13 protein-coding genes are annotated in these 16,877 nt (G+C 51.1%); 5 read left to right on the top strand and 8 right to left on the bottom strand.

What is annotated here, in order from left to right:
• The first annotated feature begins 2 nt into the window (after positions 1-2).
• From ABXT62_RS09345 to ABXT62_RS09335, 3 genes are all read left to right on the top strand, one after another.
• On the top strand, positions 3-1,478 hold the full coding sequence (locus ABXT62_RS09345; protein WP_415354980.1) for an FAD-dependent oxidoreductase: 1,476 nt from the start codon (positions 3-5) through the stop codon (positions 1,476-1,478).
• A gap of 249 nt (positions 1,479-1,727) precedes the next feature.
• A complete protein-coding gene (locus tag ABXT62_RS09340; protein ID WP_415354979.1) occupies positions 1,728-2,783 on the top strand; it encodes a glycosyltransferase in 1,056 nt (351 codons plus the stop codon).
• A gap of 151 nt (positions 2,784-2,934) precedes the next feature.
• Complete coding sequence (locus ABXT62_RS09335; RefSeq protein ID WP_415354978.1) at positions 2,935-4,302, top strand: MATE family efflux transporter; 1,368 nt, start codon at positions 2,935-2,937, stop codon at positions 4,300-4,302.
• A gap of 9 nt (positions 4,303-4,311) precedes the next feature.
• Here ABXT62_RS09335 and ABXT62_RS09330 read toward each other — a convergent pair whose 3' ends face one another.
• Positions 4,312-5,193: a lysophospholipid acyltransferase family protein gene (locus tag ABXT62_RS09330; RefSeq protein WP_415354977.1), complete on the bottom strand. Its 882-nt coding sequence runs from the start codon at positions 5,191-5,193 to the stop codon at positions 4,312-4,314.
• Positions 5,194-5,307: 114 nt separating this feature from the next.
• Between ABXT62_RS09330 and ABXT62_RS09325 the strand changes: the two genes are divergently transcribed.
• On the top strand, positions 5,308-6,198 hold the full coding sequence (locus tag ABXT62_RS09325) for an SDR family oxidoreductase (protein ID WP_415354975.1): 891 nt from the start codon (positions 5,308-5,310) through the stop codon (positions 6,196-6,198).
• Between the two features lie 4 nt (positions 6,199-6,202).
• Here the strand turns inward: ABXT62_RS09325 and ABXT62_RS09320 are convergent, their stop codons facing one another.
• On the bottom strand, positions 6,203-6,523 hold the full coding sequence (locus ABXT62_RS09320) for an NnrU family protein (RefSeq protein WP_415354974.1): 321 nt from the start codon (positions 6,521-6,523) through the stop codon (positions 6,203-6,205).
• Between the two features lie 179 nt (positions 6,524-6,702).
• On the opposite strand from ABXT62_RS09320, the gene hrpB reads away from it, so the two are divergent.
• Positions 6,703-9,273: an ATP-dependent helicase HrpB gene (hrpB, locus tag ABXT62_RS09315; protein WP_415354972.1), complete on the top strand. Its 2,571-nt coding sequence runs from the start codon at positions 6,703-6,705 to the stop codon at positions 9,271-9,273.
• Between the two features lie 57 nt (positions 9,274-9,330).
• Here hrpB and ABXT62_RS09310 read toward each other — a convergent pair whose 3' ends face one another.
• From ABXT62_RS09310 to ABXT62_RS09285, 6 genes are all read right to left on the bottom strand, one after another.
• Complete coding sequence (locus ABXT62_RS09310) at positions 9,331-9,933, bottom strand: DUF3501 family protein (protein ID WP_415354970.1); 603 nt, start codon at positions 9,931-9,933, stop codon at positions 9,331-9,333.
• Positions 9,934-9,948: 15 nt separating this feature from the next.
• Entirely contained in the window at positions 9,949-11,271 is a 1,323-nt protein-coding gene (locus ABXT62_RS09305) for a heterodisulfide reductase-related iron-sulfur binding cluster (RefSeq protein ID WP_415354968.1), read from the bottom strand.
• 79 nt (positions 11,272-11,350) lie between these two features.
• Positions 11,351-11,770: a rubrerythrin family protein gene (locus ABXT62_RS09300; protein WP_415354967.1), complete on the bottom strand. Its 420-nt coding sequence runs from the start codon at positions 11,768-11,770 to the stop codon at positions 11,351-11,353.
• Between the two features lie 164 nt (positions 11,771-11,934).
• Complete coding sequence (locus tag ABXT62_RS09295) at positions 11,935-15,087, bottom strand: efflux RND transporter permease subunit (protein ID WP_415354966.1); 3,153 nt, start codon at positions 15,085-15,087, stop codon at positions 11,935-11,937.
• 12 nt (positions 15,088-15,099) lie between these two features.
• Entirely contained in the window at positions 15,100-16,242 is a 1,143-nt protein-coding gene (locus ABXT62_RS09290; RefSeq protein WP_415354965.1) for an efflux RND transporter periplasmic adaptor subunit, read from the bottom strand.
• 63 nt (positions 16,243-16,305) lie between these two features.
• On the bottom strand, positions 16,306-16,863 hold the full coding sequence (locus ABXT62_RS09285) for a YtfJ family protein (RefSeq protein ID WP_415354964.1): 558 nt from the start codon (positions 16,861-16,863) through the stop codon (positions 16,306-16,308).
• Positions 16,864-16,877 lie beyond the last annotated feature (14 nt).

Here is a 16,877-nt window from a genome sequence, read left to right as displayed (position 1 = left end):
ATATGAATACGAATGAACACGTTGTTATCCTCGGCGCCGGTCCTGCAGGGCTTGCCACGGGCCACGAATTGAGCGTTAGTGGTGTCAAAGTGTCGGTGTTAGATCGAAATGATTTTGTCGGAGGACTGTGCAATACAAATAACTACAAAGGCTACAAATTCGATCTTGGAGGCCATCGTTGGTTTAGCAAAAACGAAGATTTGAACGATTGGTTTCGGAGGCTGATGGGTGATGAGGTCGTCTGGGTGCAGCGTATCAGCCGCATATATTACGATGGCGGCTATTACTTGTATCCCATTAGCATTCTCAACGTGATTAAGAATGCCGGTATTCCTACGATCATACATGCAGGTCTTACCTATCTGTGGTCCGCATTACAGTATTCTATTTTCGACAAGTCGATTAACAATATGAAGGACGCCTACGTGGCGCAGTTTGGCGGCAAGTTATACGACATGTTCTTTCGCCGTTACAGTGAAAAGGTGTGGGGACTCCCCTGTGAGAAGCTGTCCTCAGACTGGGTATCGCAGCGCAGCGCCGGTTTGTCTATCTGGACGGTAATTCAGGAATCGTTAATGAAGACTAAGTCGGACAATGAAAGTCTGATAGAAGAATTCATGTATCCGCGTGATGGTTACGTCCGTATCCCTCAGAGAATGGCAGAAGATATTGTCGCCAAGACCGGTCCTGATTCTGTTTTACTTGGGTCAACTGTCACTAGGATAAAATATGTTGGGCCAAATGATTTTGAGATAGTTTACCGTAAGCCCGACGGTGAGGAGTATTCAATAAAGGCCACTACTGTCGTTTCAACTATCCCTTTGGGTGTGTTGCCGCGGATTATGGAGCCCGCGTGTGATCAGAAGGTGATTGATGCTGCTAAAGGACTTAGTTTCCGCGCATTGATTACGGTCAATCTTATTCTCAGCAAGGAAAGAGTGTCTATCGACACCTGGCTCTATGTTCAGGATGAGGACATTCTTTTTGGGCGTCTGCATGAGCCCAAGAATTGGAGTCCTGCGATGATTCCTGATCAATCCACTACCTCATTAGTACTGGAGTGTTTCTGCACTAAGGATGATCATATTTGGAATATGACTGATGAAGAGGTCGGCCAGCGATGTATTGATGACTTGAAGAAAAAGCTTAAATTTATTGAGACCTCAGATGTGATTGATTTCTCCTGTGTCCGGACTTTACAGGCTTATCCAGTCTACGATCTTGAATATGCTGATAAAATCGGCCTGATCAATGATTTCCTTGGACAATTTGAAGGTTTGCATATCGTTGGACGAGGGGGAACGCATCGCTACAATAACGCCGACCACTCCATTGAGATGGGGTTGCTGTTGGGTCGAAAAATTCTTGGTTATGATGTCGACCATATGGATGTCAACACTGAGCCTGAATACCAGGAGATTAAGCGTTCAAACGATTCAAAACGCGATTTCTATAAGTTAGAGGAAGAGAGTGACTAATAATGGGGTTCCTCACCTGTGGTTAGTGGTTGATTTTGCTATAAATATAATAAACGTGCGACGAGTGAATCTCGGCATTGACGCAACCTGCTGGTGGAACGATCGCTGGTTTGGCCGTTTTGCTCGAGGAATCCTAGTGGCATGCCGCGCAGGTAACCCTCACTTATCTTGATGCTATGATGAAGAAATGGGGCGAAACAGTGTATCTACTAGAGCTCACCAAGCGAAACATTATTGGCGTATCACGCATTGAATAGCGACGAAACAACAGATCTTTCGGAGGCTCAAGTCAATGACTTGGATAGGCGTATCAGCGTTATTATGCCAGTCTACAACGGCGCCGAGTTTATACCTCAGAGCTTGCCCCCGCTAGTTGAGATGATGTGTCGAGGAGAGATCCTTGAAGTCATTGTGGTTGATGATGGTTCAACAGACGGAAGTAAACAGATGGCGGAGTCTATGGGGGCTAAGGTGCTGTCCTCCGGCGGCCGCCTCGGGCCGGGAGGGGCCAGAAATCAGGCTGCAAATTCTGCGCTTGGCGATATACTCTGGTTTGTCGATGCAGACGTAGTGGTGCATTCAGATGCGGCGAGACGTCTGGGCATCGGGTTTGACGTGGAGCAAATTGTTGCGGTATTTGGATCCTACGATAGTAATCCGCCGGCGAGAAACTTCTTTTCCCAGTACAAAAATCTTGTACATCACTATTATCATAATCGTGCGAAGGATGAAGCGCACACCTTTTGGTCTGGGTGCGGTGCGGTTAGGCGCACCACTTTCCTTAGTTGCGGCGGCTTCGATGTCGAGCGCTATCAGTACCCATCTATTGAGGATATTGAGCTTGGGCACCGCATGATAAAAGCGGGTGGTCGGATACGCCTGTTGCGAGACGTGCAATGTACGCATCTGAAAGTGTGGCGCTTTTGGAACCTCATTCACACTGAGATATTCAGGCGCGCAATACCTTGGTCACGCCTGATTGTAACCTCCGGGGAGGGTATACCCAACGATCTCAATGTCGGTGTGGCGGAGCAGGCACGAGCGGTGTTAGCAGGCACATTATTTCTCGCGATACTGGTTTCTCTTGCAGGTTATATTAGTCCGATTTGGGTGTTATTTTTAGGATTGTTAGTGCTTTTAGCCAATCGTGAGATAACCGTCTTTTTCAACAGAAGAGGAGGATTCCTGTTTGCTTTGTGCGCAATTTTTTTTCATCAGATATACTATTTATATAGTGCCTCGGCGTTTGCTTGGGTATTTTTTGAACAAAACAGTTTAAATTTTTTTCGTTCAAAACCTTCGTGAGGTAATGGCTTCGTCCGCAGATTGGGCCGAGCTTAAAAGCAGCTTTAATCCCTGACGATTCTGTGCCATTTCTGTTGACCGTGTAGTTAGGTTGTTACAATATACTTTGGCGCTGAAAGGCAGCCCAGAAAAACAGGTTTCCCCCTCTCCATTGAAGATACTTTCCTTAACTACCCTCCGAGAACTGCTCAAATTGTCGTTGCCCATGATGGTGTCGCAGGGTGCATTTGCGGTCATGGTCTTCACCGACCGTTTTTTCATGTCTTATATCGATGCTACACATATTGCGGCGTCATTGGGCGGTGGTGTGGCGGCGTTCTTTTGTTTTTCGCTGTTTATGGGGCTGATAACCTACGGTAACGCCCTGGTTGCGCAGTACTTCGGGGCAGGACAATTGGCCAAGTGCTCACTGGTAACCACTCAGGGTGGCCTGATCGTGGTGGGGAGTGTGCCATTTTTACTGGTGATGACCTACTTCGGTGGTCAGGCTTTTGGCATGCTTGGGCACGCGCCTGCTCAAGTGCCGCTAGAACAGACGTATTTCTATATTCTCATGGGCGGGAGTGTTTTCACGTTACTCAAGGCGTGCTTGGCTTCCTATTTCGCTGGCATTGGGCGCACTCGCGTTGTCATGGTCGCGGATTTGTCAGGCGCCGCTCTCAATGTTCCGCTGTCGTGGGCGCTTATATTTGGTAATCTCGGCATGCCCGAGATGGGCATTGCGGGAGCGGCTCTGGGGACTATCGTTGCTACCGTATTCGGCATCAGTGTCTTCCTGTATTTTTATCTGTCAGCGGAGCATCAGCGCCAGTTTTCCGTGGCGCAGTCCTGGCGCCTGGACAGAGGTATCATGCGTCGCTACCTGCGTTTGGGTATGCCATCGGGATTGGAGTCGTTTATGAATACCTCCAGCTTCAACCTGTTTTTACTTTTGTTTCAATCCTACGGCGTGGTGCAGGGTGCTGCCATGGCGATCGTGTTCAACTGGGACATGCTCTCGTTCATTCCAATGATCGGGTTAAATATTGGTGTGATGAGCTTCATCGGTCGCTTAGTAGGCGGGGGGAGTATGGCAAGAGCAAACCAGGTGATTTCTTCAGGATTCATTGTCGGGCTGGGCTACTCGGGCGTGCTGGCTGTCGTCTTCCTTGTATTTCGTGACAATCTGATTGGTGTATTTGAGACGTCGGGAGAAAGTTTTGCTGCGATACGTGAACTCGCTAGCGACATGATGATCGGTCTAGTCACCTACATGCTAGCAGATGCGACTATTCTAGTTGCGGGTGGCGCGCTTCGGGGTGCAGGGGACACGCGCTGGATCATGGTAACGTCGATTTCTATGCACTGGTTGATGCTGCTGGCCCAATATGGTGTGATTGTTGTGTATGGCTATGGGCCACGGGTTTCCTGGTGGGTGTTCGTTGCTATGCTGATCATACTGGGCCTTCTTTACTTGGGCCGGCTGCTCGGTGGGACATGGCGTCATCCAGAGCGGCTTGCGCGGGTAATGAGTGAATAGACAGGCGATTTAAAGGGTGAGAAGACGCCGTAGTAAACTGTCTTTTCCTTTGTCTTGTTCCCGGATTAACAATAACTCTGCGAGCTGAGTGTCTATCTGCTGCGCCACCTGCGCGCGAACAGATAGCAGGGTCTTCTTTGGCAGCGCTTTACCTTTATGCCGCGATAGATTGATGGGTTCCCCAAAGCCGAGATAGCAACGCTGGGGTTTAGGGAGCGGTGTCCCAAGTGAGCCAATAGGAATGGGTGGGACGATATCGGAGCGAGTATTATCATTCAGTAGGCCGATATGAGCTAGCAATTTTCCCAATGCGGAATCGGGTAGGTCCTGTCCCTCCATGAGGTGTCCATAGAAATCATCCGGGCCTACCAGTCCAAATGGCATAATCGTGTAGCCGTGTGTGGCCGCCAGTTTTACAAAGCCGTAGCGTTCTTTCCACTGCAATTCATACAGTTTAGACTTGGGTTTGACTGATTCATAGGCGCCGCCGGGAAAGAGTAATAGATCCTGTCGATCGTCCATTAAGGCACTGCATACTTCAGGGTGCCCCATGACAATGCCATGTTTCACTAGAATGTCGGCTACACGTTGAATGCTGAACAGAAATTTATCCCCCATAGCGCGCGGAAAGCGCTGTAGTTCTTTTAGAAATAGGGGTCTTATGATGGCGCCGTCCAGAGCAAATAGGGAGTGATTTCCCACAAAAAGACATGGCTCCTTGGGAATGTTTTGGGCGCCGGCTACCCTCGGATTGAATACACGCTTGACTATCTGGTAAGCAATTTCGACATCCAGTCCGCTCGGGGCTTTTGCGGCAAGCGCTTGCTTGATGTGACGTTGCAGCCTGTACGGCTCGCTGAGGGGTGTATTATTTTTTCCAAATAGCGACATGTTGAGGGCACCTTTCAAAGTGCAGCGATTATAGCGATGCAGGTTTAAATATCATAGTGTAGCAATGTCTTGTGAGCTTTCAGCGCAGGCTATTTTCGGCTAAAGTGCGCTGTGATGTTGAATTATGGAGGGGAGGCAATCGTGCAAGGCAAACATATCGCTATAACCGGACCAACCGCCGGAATCGGACGTTCTGCTAGTCTGGAGTTTGCCAGACGGGGGGCGCAACTCACTTTATTTTGTCGCAATCTCGAAAAAGCTGAAAATTTGCAGCGGGAGATTGTCGCTGAGGGAGGCTTAACGCCAGATATTATCCTTATGGACATGGCGGACTTAGGCAGTGTGAGACGGGCCGGGGAGGCGTTTCTGGCGCGAGTAGAATCTTTGGATGTGCTGCTGAATAACGCCGGTGTTGTAAATACATCTCGCAAGGAGACTGTAGACGGGTATGAAGAGACGCTGGCGGTAAATCATTTCGCCCCTTTTCTCCTCACGGGTCTGTTATTGCCGCTGCTTCTAAAAACGCCGCGGGCTCGTATTGTCAATGTATCGTCCGGTGCTCATGCGTTTGTCAAGGGCATGGGCTATGAGGACATGCAGGCCACTAAAAACTTCCGTACTTTTCGTGAGTACGGGCGTTCCAAGTTGGCCAATATCCTGTTTACCAAACACCTTGCTGGGCAGTTGGAAGGGCAGGGCGTAACCGTAAATTGCCTACACCCCGGTGCTGTGGCTACCTCTTTGGGCACTCAGAACGGTGGGTTTTTTAGTCGCAATTTGCCGCGATTATTAAAGCCATTTTTCCGCAGTCCGGATCAAGGAGCAGAGACTTCGATTTATCTGTGCTGTAGTGATGAGGTCGCAGAAATAACTGGAAAATACTTTGTTAATTGTAAGCGCAGTAGCCCAAAGTCGTGGGCCCAAGACCCAGTCGAGGCCGATCGGCTATGGACTTACACCGAGCGCTGTCTGGATTTCGAGTACCCTTTTTCAAAGCCCGGCTAACACACTATTTTTTGAGCATTGGATGGCGGATCAATAATCTGAGTCGTGACTGACGTTTGCTTGCCGCCATCACCCAAAAAGCGCAGGCTAACAGCGATAATGCAACTTTATGCAAAGCAGGGAATGGAAGGTAGATAGGTTCCGGTACCACGCTGCGCCAGCCCACGATGATGACGCCAAAAGCGCCGAGCAGAAGCAGTGAGAAAATACCTTTGTAGGCGTCTTCTCCGATTTTTGTGAGCACGTTTGCCTTAAGAGAGGGTGCCAGGGAGGGGATAGAATGCACGCAAGCAAACAGCAAAACTCCCACTACAAGCGATGTCATTGTGGTTATCCTGCCGTGGCGAGTTTACGATCGTTAAGCATAGCAGCCGCGTATATCAAAGCCACCCTTTACCAAGACCCATACGGACCTCGTTTTTCGATGTATTGATGTAGGCTTTTACCCCTGTCGGGTCATGCTATACCATAGCCTGCAAGAGGTAGCTCCGTTAAGATTAGCGTATGTATTCTGACGTTATTAGCCAGCTCCCTATTGCCGAGGTTCTCGAGCAACTCAAACGTTGCATGAGTGAAGGCAATGAAGTCGTACTTCAGGCCCCACCCGGGGCTGGCAAGACCACGATCGTGCCGCTGGAATTACTGGATCAACCTTGGTTGCAGGGGCGCAAAATTCTAGTGTTGGAGCCACGTCGTATGGCGGCTAGGGCGGCTGCTTCGCGCATGGCGCAATTGCTAGGGGACGCGGTGGGTCAGACCGTTGGATACCGCATCCGGATGGACACGTGTGTCAGCGACAATACTCGAATTGAAGTGATTACCGAGGGTATTCTCACGCAGCAGCTACAGCGCGATCCAGGGCTGGAAGATGTCGGTTTGGTTATATTTGATGAGTTTCATGAGCGTAACCTCGATGCGGACTTGTGTCTGGCGCTTGCACTGCACGGCCGCGAAGTATTTAGAGAGGGCCCCGCGTTAAAGCTACTGGTCATGTCTGCGACCCTCGCGGGCGAGGAAGTCTCGAAGCTGCTGGGCAATGCTCCGATAGTCACCTCCAGTGGTCGTCAGTTTCCGGTTGAAACCCACTATTGCGAAGCACATCAGTTACGTCATTCCATTGTTCAACCGACAATCAACGTGGTGCTGCGGGTACTCAAGGAGCAGGCGGGCAGCATCCTGGTTTTTCTTCCGGGCCAACGCGAGATCAGCAGTGTGGCAAGAGGTCTGGTTGACGCTCTAGAGCATTCCGCAGAGCCGCTGCAGATAGCCCCGCTTTACGGTGGGTTGTCACTAGAGCGCCAACTGCAGGCACTGTTGCCGGCACCCGATGGCAAGCGCAAAATCGTTTTGTCCACGAATCTGGCTGAGACTAGCCTGACCATCGAGGGCATCACTGTGGTGGTGGACTCAGGTCTGGTGCGTGAAGCGGCATTTGATCCTGCTACGGGCATGACACGGCTGGCCACCAGAAGAATCTCACGGGCGTCTGCAGAGCAGCGCAAGGGCCGTGCGGGTCGACAGGGCCCCGGGCGTTGTTATCGATTGTGGAGTGAGCAACAGCATGAGAGATTGGTGGCTCATGCCTTGCCTGAAATACTTCAGGCAGACCTGGCCCCGATGGCGTTGCAGCTATTATCCTGGGGCGTCGATGATGGCAGCGAACTGCGCTGGCTGGATCCCCCGCCGGCAGCTCCTTTCGCTCAGGCTGTCTCGATTCTGGAGCAGTGCGGAGCAACATTCAGGAATCAAGCGGGTTGCTTGCAACTAACGCCTCACGGTGTGCGTCTGGCACAAATGCCTATGCACCCACGTCTGGCCCATATGCTATTGGTCGGTTGCGATATTCAAGCGAGAGAAATGGGGTGTTTACTGGCAGCAATACTTTCTGAGCGCAATCCCCTCGGCGAACAGGGTGTTGATATAGCAACCACCGTTGCAGTGCTGATGGGGGAGAGTCGCTGCCCAGATAAACTGCAGGGTTGGTTCGAGCGGGTATGGAAGCAGGCACGTCGCTTCGCAAGCATGGCGACTGAAATACACAAGCCAGAAACGATCACTCTGTCGGTCGATCAGGAAAATATTATTAGTGTGTTACTGGCGAGGGCTTATCCAGATCGCATAGCTCGGTTACGTGCGGATGGTGATGGTTATACGTATCAGTTGAGTAACGGGCGCAGTGCTGTGCTGCCTGTGGACGACAGTTTAGCCGGCACTGAATGGCTGGCGGTGGCGGAATTGGGAGGGAAGGTTGGAGAGCCTGTTGACCGCATCTACAGTGCGAGCGAGCTGGACCCCGTCAACTTTGGTGAAATACTGTTGACCCTTGTCTCTGAACAAGAGAATGTTGAGTGGGATTATCGCAAAGAGCGCTTTATGGCCGAGCGACGTACACATATTGGCAGTATTTTGTTGTCATCAGACGTCTTAGAGCAGGTGTCAGACGAGGCGCGCTCAGCGGCATTGTTGGCGGTAGTCCGCAAGAAAGGAATCGATATTTTGTCCTTTAATAAAAAGGTTCAGCAGTGGCGTGCCAGGGTGATGCTGTTGCACAGAGCAGGGGCTGACGTGGAGGCTAATCCCTGGCCTGACCTGTCAGACGAGGCACTGTTAGACACGTTAGAGTCTTGGTTATTGCCTTATCTGGGCCCAGTGCGTCGCCTAGAGGACTTTCGGAGTCTGAATGTAAAAGATATGCTGCGCGTACTGTTACCCTGGCCATTACCATTGGAGTTAGAGCGCCTCGTCCCGGAACGTTGGGCAGCGCCTTCAGGGTCCAGCGTGGAGATCGACTACACTCAAACCCCACCGGTTTTGGCAGTCAAATTACAGGAAATGTTCGGTTGCGAGGACACGCCCACCGTCGCAGGCGGGTTAGTTGCCTTGCAGATACATCTGCTTTCTCCAGGGCAGCAACCCTTGCAGATAACACAAGATCTCGCCGGTTTTTGGCGCAGTAGCTATCATGATGTGAAACGCGAGATGAAGGGTCGCTATCCCAAGCACCCTTGGCCGGACGATCCACTGGTGGCGGTGGCGACCCGCTATACTAAAAAACGTATGGGCCCTCGTGAATAAACAGCGTTTTAGTGGCTTGCAGGGCAAATGCGCCTACTATCGACTCGAAACTAGCGGCTAATGGTGCGTTAAAATACTCTGTAAATCATTAGCCAATGAGTCTCGAACTGCCGGTGGCAGCTCAAAAGTGTCGACCGAGTAGGCGGAGTGATCTATGCCGGCGCTAATGCTACCCCCGCTGTGAGCTGAAGAAATCATGGCCGGGGTCAGTTCAAAGCGGAGGAAGTGGACGGAGGACGTCTTGACCTCGTTGTCACGTGATAGGTCTTCATCAGCAATTGCGTAGATGCGGTCACACTCGTCTACCTGTAGCCATATCTTATTTTCAATACCTATCATTTTAGCGAGTTGACGGGCACGCTCATCGGGATCTTCATACTCGATCATAAACGTTGCCTTCCAGTTGTGTCCGTCTGGAATTAGCGGGCAATAGGCCTCTAACTCTTCGTTAATGCCTACGGCTTCAAAGATTTTCTCAATCCGCAGCATTTCCTGAATTTGGTACCGAATGGTGAGTGCATCCTCAAAGTACAATCTGACGTGCTCCCCAAAAGAAACCTGCCGTTTTTTCTTGTGCGCCATGACTTGTGCGCGAAAGGTGGGGCGCATTTCGGCATACTCTTCTAGTGACCAGAGGTCGGCACGTGACAGGTTAGGCATAAACGTCTCCTGAAGCTATAGACCGTAGGCCATGCGCAAAAGCGTCATGGGATGTTCGGTCTTATCAATTTTTTCTGATAGATTGGTAATGTGCGCGGCAGCCATTGGGCAGTCGCTCATGAAGTGATCCGGGTCTTGCTGGTCCACCTTGCGCACAACGGGGCGCGCTATTTTTACAGATTTATCGTGGGTTTCTTTTTTAACCGCATAGGTTCCGTCATGACCAGAACATCGCTCCAGTGCGGTAACGTTTGTTTCCTGCACTAGATTCAGTACATCACGTGTTTTCAATCCAATTTTCTGCACGCGTTGGTGGCACGCGACTTGGTAAGCGATATCACCCAGTGCATTAGGAAACTCGATTTTCAGTGCGCCGCCTTTGTGTCGCAGCCACAGGTATTCAAAAGGGTCAAAAAACGCAGCCTGTACTTTTATAACGTCAGGATCATCGGGGTAGAGCAGGGGTAGCTCCTGCTTATACATTAAAACGCAGGACGGGATCGGTGCAGTCAGGTCATAACCTTCGTCTACCAGTCCGGCCAGTATCGGTATGTTCGCTTCTTTCAGTGCGTTCACTGATTCCAAGTCACCCAGTTCCAGCTTTGGCATGCCGCAGCATTTTTCTTTCGGGACCATATCGATGTGCATTTCATTATGCTGAAAAACTTTGATGAAATCAGTGCCGATGTGTGGGCTGTTATAGTTGCCGTAACAGCTGGCGTAAAGCGCAAGCTTGCCTGTGGTTTTACCTATGACCGTCGGAGTAATGTCACGGATCAGGGGCTTAACTTGTTTACGCAGTGTATTGCTGTGGAATTTTGGTATGGGTGCCTTGTGATGAATGCCCACGGTGGACTCCAATACCTTGCGAAACCCGACATTGCTGTTGAGTGCGTTGACGGTGATATCGATAAGAGGGATTGAGGTCATAGCGAATACGGTATCGGTACTGGTCAGTACTCTGTCCCGGAGTTTTGCGCCCTCTTCTTTAAACTTGATGGCTTTGGCTCGCAGCATCAGGTGCGGAAAATCCACGTTCCAGTCGTGAGGAGGAACGTAGGGACACTTGGTCATGTAGCACAGATCGCATAAATAGCACTGGTCGACCACCTTGCTGTACTCTGCTTTGTCGACACCGTCAACTTCCAGGGTAGAGGATTCGTCTACTAGGTCGAATAGGGTGGGAAAGGAGTCGCACAGGCTGACGCAGCGACGGCAGCCGTGGCAAATATCGAAGACGCGTTCGAGCTCATTCTCCAGGCTTGTCTTGTCCCAGAAGTCTTCAGACTTCCAGTCAATGGGATGGCGAGTCGGGGCCTCGAGGTTACCTTCTCTCACAATGCAGCGCCTCGGTATGTCATAAAGTTTATCGGGGAAGTCGCGGGTTAGCATGTTCGCTAACCCGCATAAAAGAGAGTCAGTCGTCCATACTGTCCAGCGCTTTCTGGAAACGGTTCGCATGACTGCGCTCAGCCTTGGCTAGGGTCTCCATCCAGTCTGAAATCTCGTCGAAGCCTTCGTCTCGTGCCGTCTTGGCCATGCCCGGATACATATCCGTGTACTCGTGCGTTTCTCCGGCGATAGCAGCCTTCAAGTTGTCAGACGTTGGACCGATGGGGAGCCCCGTCGCTGGATCACCGGTTTCTTCCAGATATTCCAAATGGCCATGGGCGTGTCCAGTCTCACCTTCGGCGGTAGAGCGAAATACAGAGGCAACATCGTTATAGCCCTCGATATCCGCTTTGGCGGCAAAGTAAAGATAACGACGGTTGGCCTGGGATTCGCCAGCGAAAGCGTCTTTAAGGTTTTGTTCGGTTTTACTGTTCTTTAATGACATTGCGTGTCTCCTAGAGGGTATTTTTTTTATCACCTAAGAGGTGAGGAGTAAAAATAGCCTATTAATGGGAACAGTACAAATCAATTGAAATGAATAATTGGATAGTTTCTTTCAGTTTATTTGCGTCTTGGACGCTTTGAAATTAAGTCACTGCCGGGTTAGCGTCAGGCTGTATTTCGTATTCGTTTCAGAAAGCGCAAAGAATCCTCCAGCACGAGGAGCAGGCAGGGGACCAGAAACAGAGTGATGACGGTGCAGAACAGTATGCCAAAACCAAGAGAGACTGCCATGGGTTTGAACAGTGACGTAGAAATTGTCTTGTCAGCCATCATCGGTATGAGACCAACGAATGTTGTAATGCTGGTCAGTACAATAGGACGAAAGCGAACACTGCCTGCACGACTCACGACCTCTATAAATTCTGATCCGCTTTGACGTTTTTTGTTGATGTGATCGACCAGCACCAGACAGGAATTCACTACGACTCCTGCTAAGGCGACAATACCCAGAAGAGAGAAAAAGACCAAGTCCATACCTAGGAGGTAGTGGCCCATGATTGCGCCGACGGCGCCAAATGGAATGACACTCATGATGATCAGTGGCTGAAGATAGGATTGAAGCGGTATCGCAAGTAGCGCGTAGATGACCAATAAAGCCAGTAGAGCGCTGCTTAGCAATGCTTCCATGGATGCACTGCGCTCTTCTGCCTCTCCGGCCAAGCCGTAGGTGACACCGGAATAGCGACTTAGAATGTCTGGCAGCACGTTATTTTGGACGGTACTGATGATTGCCTCAGGCGTGGTGATTGTGCGATTGACATCTGCGGTCACGGTAACAACACGTTGTCCGTCAACTCTACGAATGGTGGTATAGCCTCGTCCCAGTGTTGCTCTGGCGACGCTGTTGAATGGCACTTCCACGCCGTCTGCGGTACGAATACGCATGCCCTCTAAGTTGCCGAGAGAGCGACGTTCCGCCTCCGGGTACCTTACCATCACGCGGATGTCGTCTTTACCCCGTTGAATACGTTGCGCCTCGTAGCCGTAGAATGCCTGTCTTACCTGCTGTCCGAGGTCGCTTAGGGTCAGCCCAAGGTGGCGTGCCTCGGGCAGCAGGGTGAGCTGGATCTCTTGCTTTCCGCCGCGAAAGGAATCGCTGACGTCCATGACGCCGTTGTATGTTTGCAGTGCCAGTCGCAATTGCGCTGCTGCATCGCGTAATTGGTCAAAATCTTTGCCATATAACTCAATAGAAATGGCTTTGCCGAAACCGAACGACTCCGATGTAAAGCCAAGCTCGATAGCATCCGGAATACTTCCGGTCAGTTCACGCCAACGATTGGCGTAGGTGCTGGTCGATACACCTGAATAGTCGCCCGGCAAGTTGAGCTCGATGCCAATTTCAGCAAGGTTGCTTGCTGCACGTCCTGGGCCGCCAATACTGCCTTTGGGTATTAGGGAGCCAATGCTAGTGATGACATGGGAGATTTTACTGGCTTCACCTTCTTCTAAGTCCTGGTCCAGTTCCTTGCGTAACTGTTCTCCTGCAGCTTCGATGTGACGCGCGGCTAAAGCGGTGCTCTCTACAGGCGTCCCCTCGGGCATGGTCAGAGTTGCGTACAAATGGGTGCCTTCCACAGCCGGAAAGAATTGAAATTGCATGCGTCCGCTGATGAAGAGGGATAGTGTTAGCGCTAGAATCACAACACCAGATGCGAGCGTGAGGTAGCGCCATTGCAGGGCGAGGTTTACTGCCGGCTGGTAATACCGGGTGGCCATGATTTGCAGCGAACCTGAAATACGGTGCTGTAGAGCGAGCCATCGATTGACTACACGGTTTGTACCGGGTTCCATTTCTTCAGTGCGGCGTGCTAGGTGCGAGGGAAGTATCAACTGTGATTCGATGACGCTGAAAGCTAGAGCGGCAATAACAGTATAGGCCAAGGGCTTATAAAACCCGCCCATTGGGCCCGGAATATTGAGGATGGGGATAAAGGTGGCCATGGTCGTTAGAACACCGAATATGACGGGTAATGAGACATCCAATGTGCCGTTCGTTGCGGCCTCTATTCGGGGAGTGCCGTCTTGTTCGAGTGCATAGACCCGTTCGCCCACAACAATAGCATCGTCCACTAAGATCCCGAGCACGAGTATAAAGCCCATCACCGATACGGTGCTGATTGACAAGCCGACGGCCGGGAATATCGCAATGGTGCCCAGTAGTGCGACGGGTACACCAGCGGCAACCCACAGTGCTAGGCGAAAGCGCAGGAACAGGGTCAAGACCAGCAGCACCAGTAGCAGGCCACTGCGGGCGTTGCGGGATAGGGCGTCTAGGCGATCGACAAGATCCTGGGATTCGTCCTGCCAGATCGTAATAGCGATGCCCTCAGGGACTGCCTTACGTGCTTGTTCTAGATAAGCCTTAACACGGTCTGCGATTTCTATAATGTCTTCTTCACCCACCCGCGAAACTTTTAGCGACACAGCAGGAGAGCCATCAAAACGTGCCTGTAGATCGCTCTCCTCAAACCCGTCGACCACGGTCGCTATCTCACCAAGAGTGATGATGGTGCCGTCCGCGCGACTCAATACCACGATATCCTCGAATCCCTTGCCCTGATATACCTGGCCTTTGGTCCTCAGTAAAATTTCACCGCCGTCTGTCTTGATTGATCCTCCGGGAATGTCGAGTGAGGAGCGTTTAATGGCCTCACCAATCGTGGCGAGAGTCAGTCCGTAACGCCGGAGTGTTTGCTCAGAGACCTCCACTGAAATCTCGTAGGGTCTGGAAAATTGCAATGCCACTTGGGAGACACCGGGGAGGGCGGCGATGTCGTCACGCATACGCTGGCCGATCAGTTTTAGGGTGCGTTCATCTGCAGGCCCCGAGATCACGATCTCAAATACGGTGGCAATGATGCTCACTTCAGACGTGATCGGCTGCTCAGTCTCTGCCGGGAAAGCATCGATAGCGTCGACTTTGTTCTTGATATCGTTGGCAATTTTAGTTTTGTCCACGCCGGCAACCAGTTCGACCGTCACGGAGCATAATCCTTCCGACGCTTGTGAGGTTATCTTGTCGATACCCTCGTTGCCCTTGATCGCTTCCTCTATTCGAACACAGACAGCCGATTCTACTTCCTCTGGTGCGGCCCCGAGGTAAGGCGTAAGAATTTGTACCGCGTCTACGTTGAGAGTGGGAAATTCTTCCTGGTGAATCTGTGGCAGTGCCAAAATGCCACCAATAACTAAAATTAGCATCAGCAGGTTGGCCGCAACTGCGTTATGGATAAACCATGGGATGATTTTATGCACGCAAGAATCTACTTATTCAATAACGGGTTTAACTAACATGCCGTCAACCACGGTTTGCATTGGTGAAATGCTGACCAACTCACCGCCTTTAAGTCCCTTGCTGACCAGAATGTCATCGTGCTCTTGACGTACCAGGCTCACTTGACGGAAGTGCAGTCGGTCGTCGGAATCGACCACCAATACCTGATTGTCATCGCGCATGGCAGAGCGGGGCAGTCGTATAACCTGATCCACTCGGCGTCCGCGAATCTCAGCTTGTACAAACAGGCCTACGGGCAGAAGTGGACTCTCCCCGTCATTGTCTAGGTGCAAGCGGACCACACCGTAGACCATGCGGGATCGTTCGTCGAACTCGGCCTCGAGCCTTACCATTTCACCCTCCCAAAGCGTGCGCGTGTCGCCAAAATCTGCGATCAGTGTGACAGGCGGACGCTGTTTTGGAGGTATTTGTCCTCGGGTGGATACAGGCAGTCCAAGGAAACCGAGTTGGTCGACAGATATGGGCAAGCGCACCTCGACATAGTCCGTTGCGTAGATCGTTCCAATGCTCTCTCCGCGGGTGACGAACTGTCCCACGTTGACACGTTCATTGCGCACCAGTCCGTCGAAAGGTGCATGGAGTTTTGTGCGAGAAAGATCGCGCTCTGCTTGCTCCAGACCCGCCCGTGCCTCGCTCAGAGAGGCCTCGTCGACTTGCGCCGCGCGTCGCGCGTCATCCAGTTGCTGTTGGCTGGCCAGCTGACGTTTGTGCAGACTGAGTACCCGTTCAAGTTCATTCTTTGATAGCTCATATTCGACCTCCGAGCGCTTCATTACAGCCTCACTTCGCTGTAACAGCGTCAGATAATCTGCTTCATCAATGCGCACGAGGATCTCGTTTTTTTGGAAGGACCCACCGTTGACCATAGCCGCTGACATCCAGGTAACACGACCGGTCACCTCGGGAATCAATTCACTTTGGTTGCGCGGTTGAACGGTGCCCTGAGAATGAATAATCAGGTGTTCTGCTGCTGCTTGAACCCGGGTGACACGTACGGAGGGAACAAGCTGCTGGTAGGGCTCCGCTGTAATTTCTTGCTTGTTGACGCTGATCAGCACTGCGATGGAAAAGCCCACTATCAGCACCATAATGGTGTAGAGGACTTTTTTATTCATAACCATTCCTTTGCGGATCTTAGTGATTTTCTTTTGAATATGACGTTAGCATGCGGGCAATGATTACCTTTTGATGTTTACGCGCATTAATTCTACCGTTGATGCCATCTCTGCTTCACTCAACGCCTGTCGCGAAAAGTACTTCACAATGCCTTTGTCGTCCAACACAATCAGGCCAGTACCCGCTTTGCCTAAATCCCACTCAATGACGCCGCTTCCGTTGTCATCAACGACCATAATGGCCAGAGGGAGCATGCGCTTATTTTTTTTCAGCTCAGACATTACAAACCCCGCCGTGCCCCACATGGCTGCATCCATATTCAGGACGGTCGTGACATTAATGGCTCCGGGTTCGAAGCTGCTCTGAAGCAGGTCAGTGAAGGGCTTGAACGTATCTTTGTGTTCAATAGTGGCGCCAAAATACTGTATTACATGCACTTTCCCCAGGCCTGCCTCTGAGCTCCATGGGATGAAACTGAATTCATCATCGGTCAGGGTCAGTTCACCGCGCTCGGTGATAGCCAATGGCGGCAACGGAGCGTCAATCGTGGGGACGCCGGCAAGTGCATTAGTACAAAACAGTATTACTAAAAAACTGGGTATTAATTGTGCAAAGATCATCGCTATTTTCCTTG

Source organism: Halioglobus sp. Uisw_031, from assembly GCF_047729875.1.
Classification (GTDB): domain Bacteria; phylum Pseudomonadota; class Gammaproteobacteria; order Pseudomonadales; family Halieaceae; genus Marimicrobium.
Note: the sequence above shows the minus strand (reverse complement) of the source record. Positions and strands in the feature narration are given on the sequence as shown.

Coding starts and splice junctions, on each gene's coding strand:
- ABXT62_RS09290 (WP_415354965.1), bottom strand. CDS start 16,242: ATGAATAAAAAAGTCCTCTACACCATTATGGTGCTGATAGTGGGCTTT.
- ABXT62_RS09345 (WP_415354980.1), top strand. CDS start 3: ATGAATACGAATGAACACGTTGTTATCCTCGGCGCCGGTCCTGCAGGG.
- ABXT62_RS09285 (WP_415354964.1), bottom strand. CDS start 16,863: ATGATCTTTGCACAATTAATACCCAGTTTTTTAGTAATACTGTTTTGT.
- ABXT62_RS09310 (WP_415354970.1), bottom strand. CDS start 9,933: ATGCCTAACCTGTCACGTGCCGACCTCTGGTCACTAGAAGAGTATGCC.
- ABXT62_RS09320 (WP_415354974.1), bottom strand. CDS start 6,523: ATGACATCGCTTGTAGTGGGAGTTTTGCTGTTTGCTTGCGTGCATTCT.
- hrpB (WP_415354972.1), top strand. CDS start 6,703: ATGTATTCTGACGTTATTAGCCAGCTCCCTATTGCCGAGGTTCTCGAG.
- ABXT62_RS09330 (WP_415354977.1), bottom strand. CDS start 5,193: ATGTCGCTATTTGGAAAAAATAATACACCCCTCAGCGAGCCGTACAGG.
- ABXT62_RS09300 (WP_415354967.1), bottom strand. CDS start 11,770: ATGTCATTAAAGAACAGTAAAACCGAACAAAACCTTAAAGACGCTTTC.
- ABXT62_RS09325 (WP_415354975.1), top strand. CDS start 5,308: ATGTTGAATTATGGAGGGGAGGCAATCGTGCAAGGCAAACATATCGCT.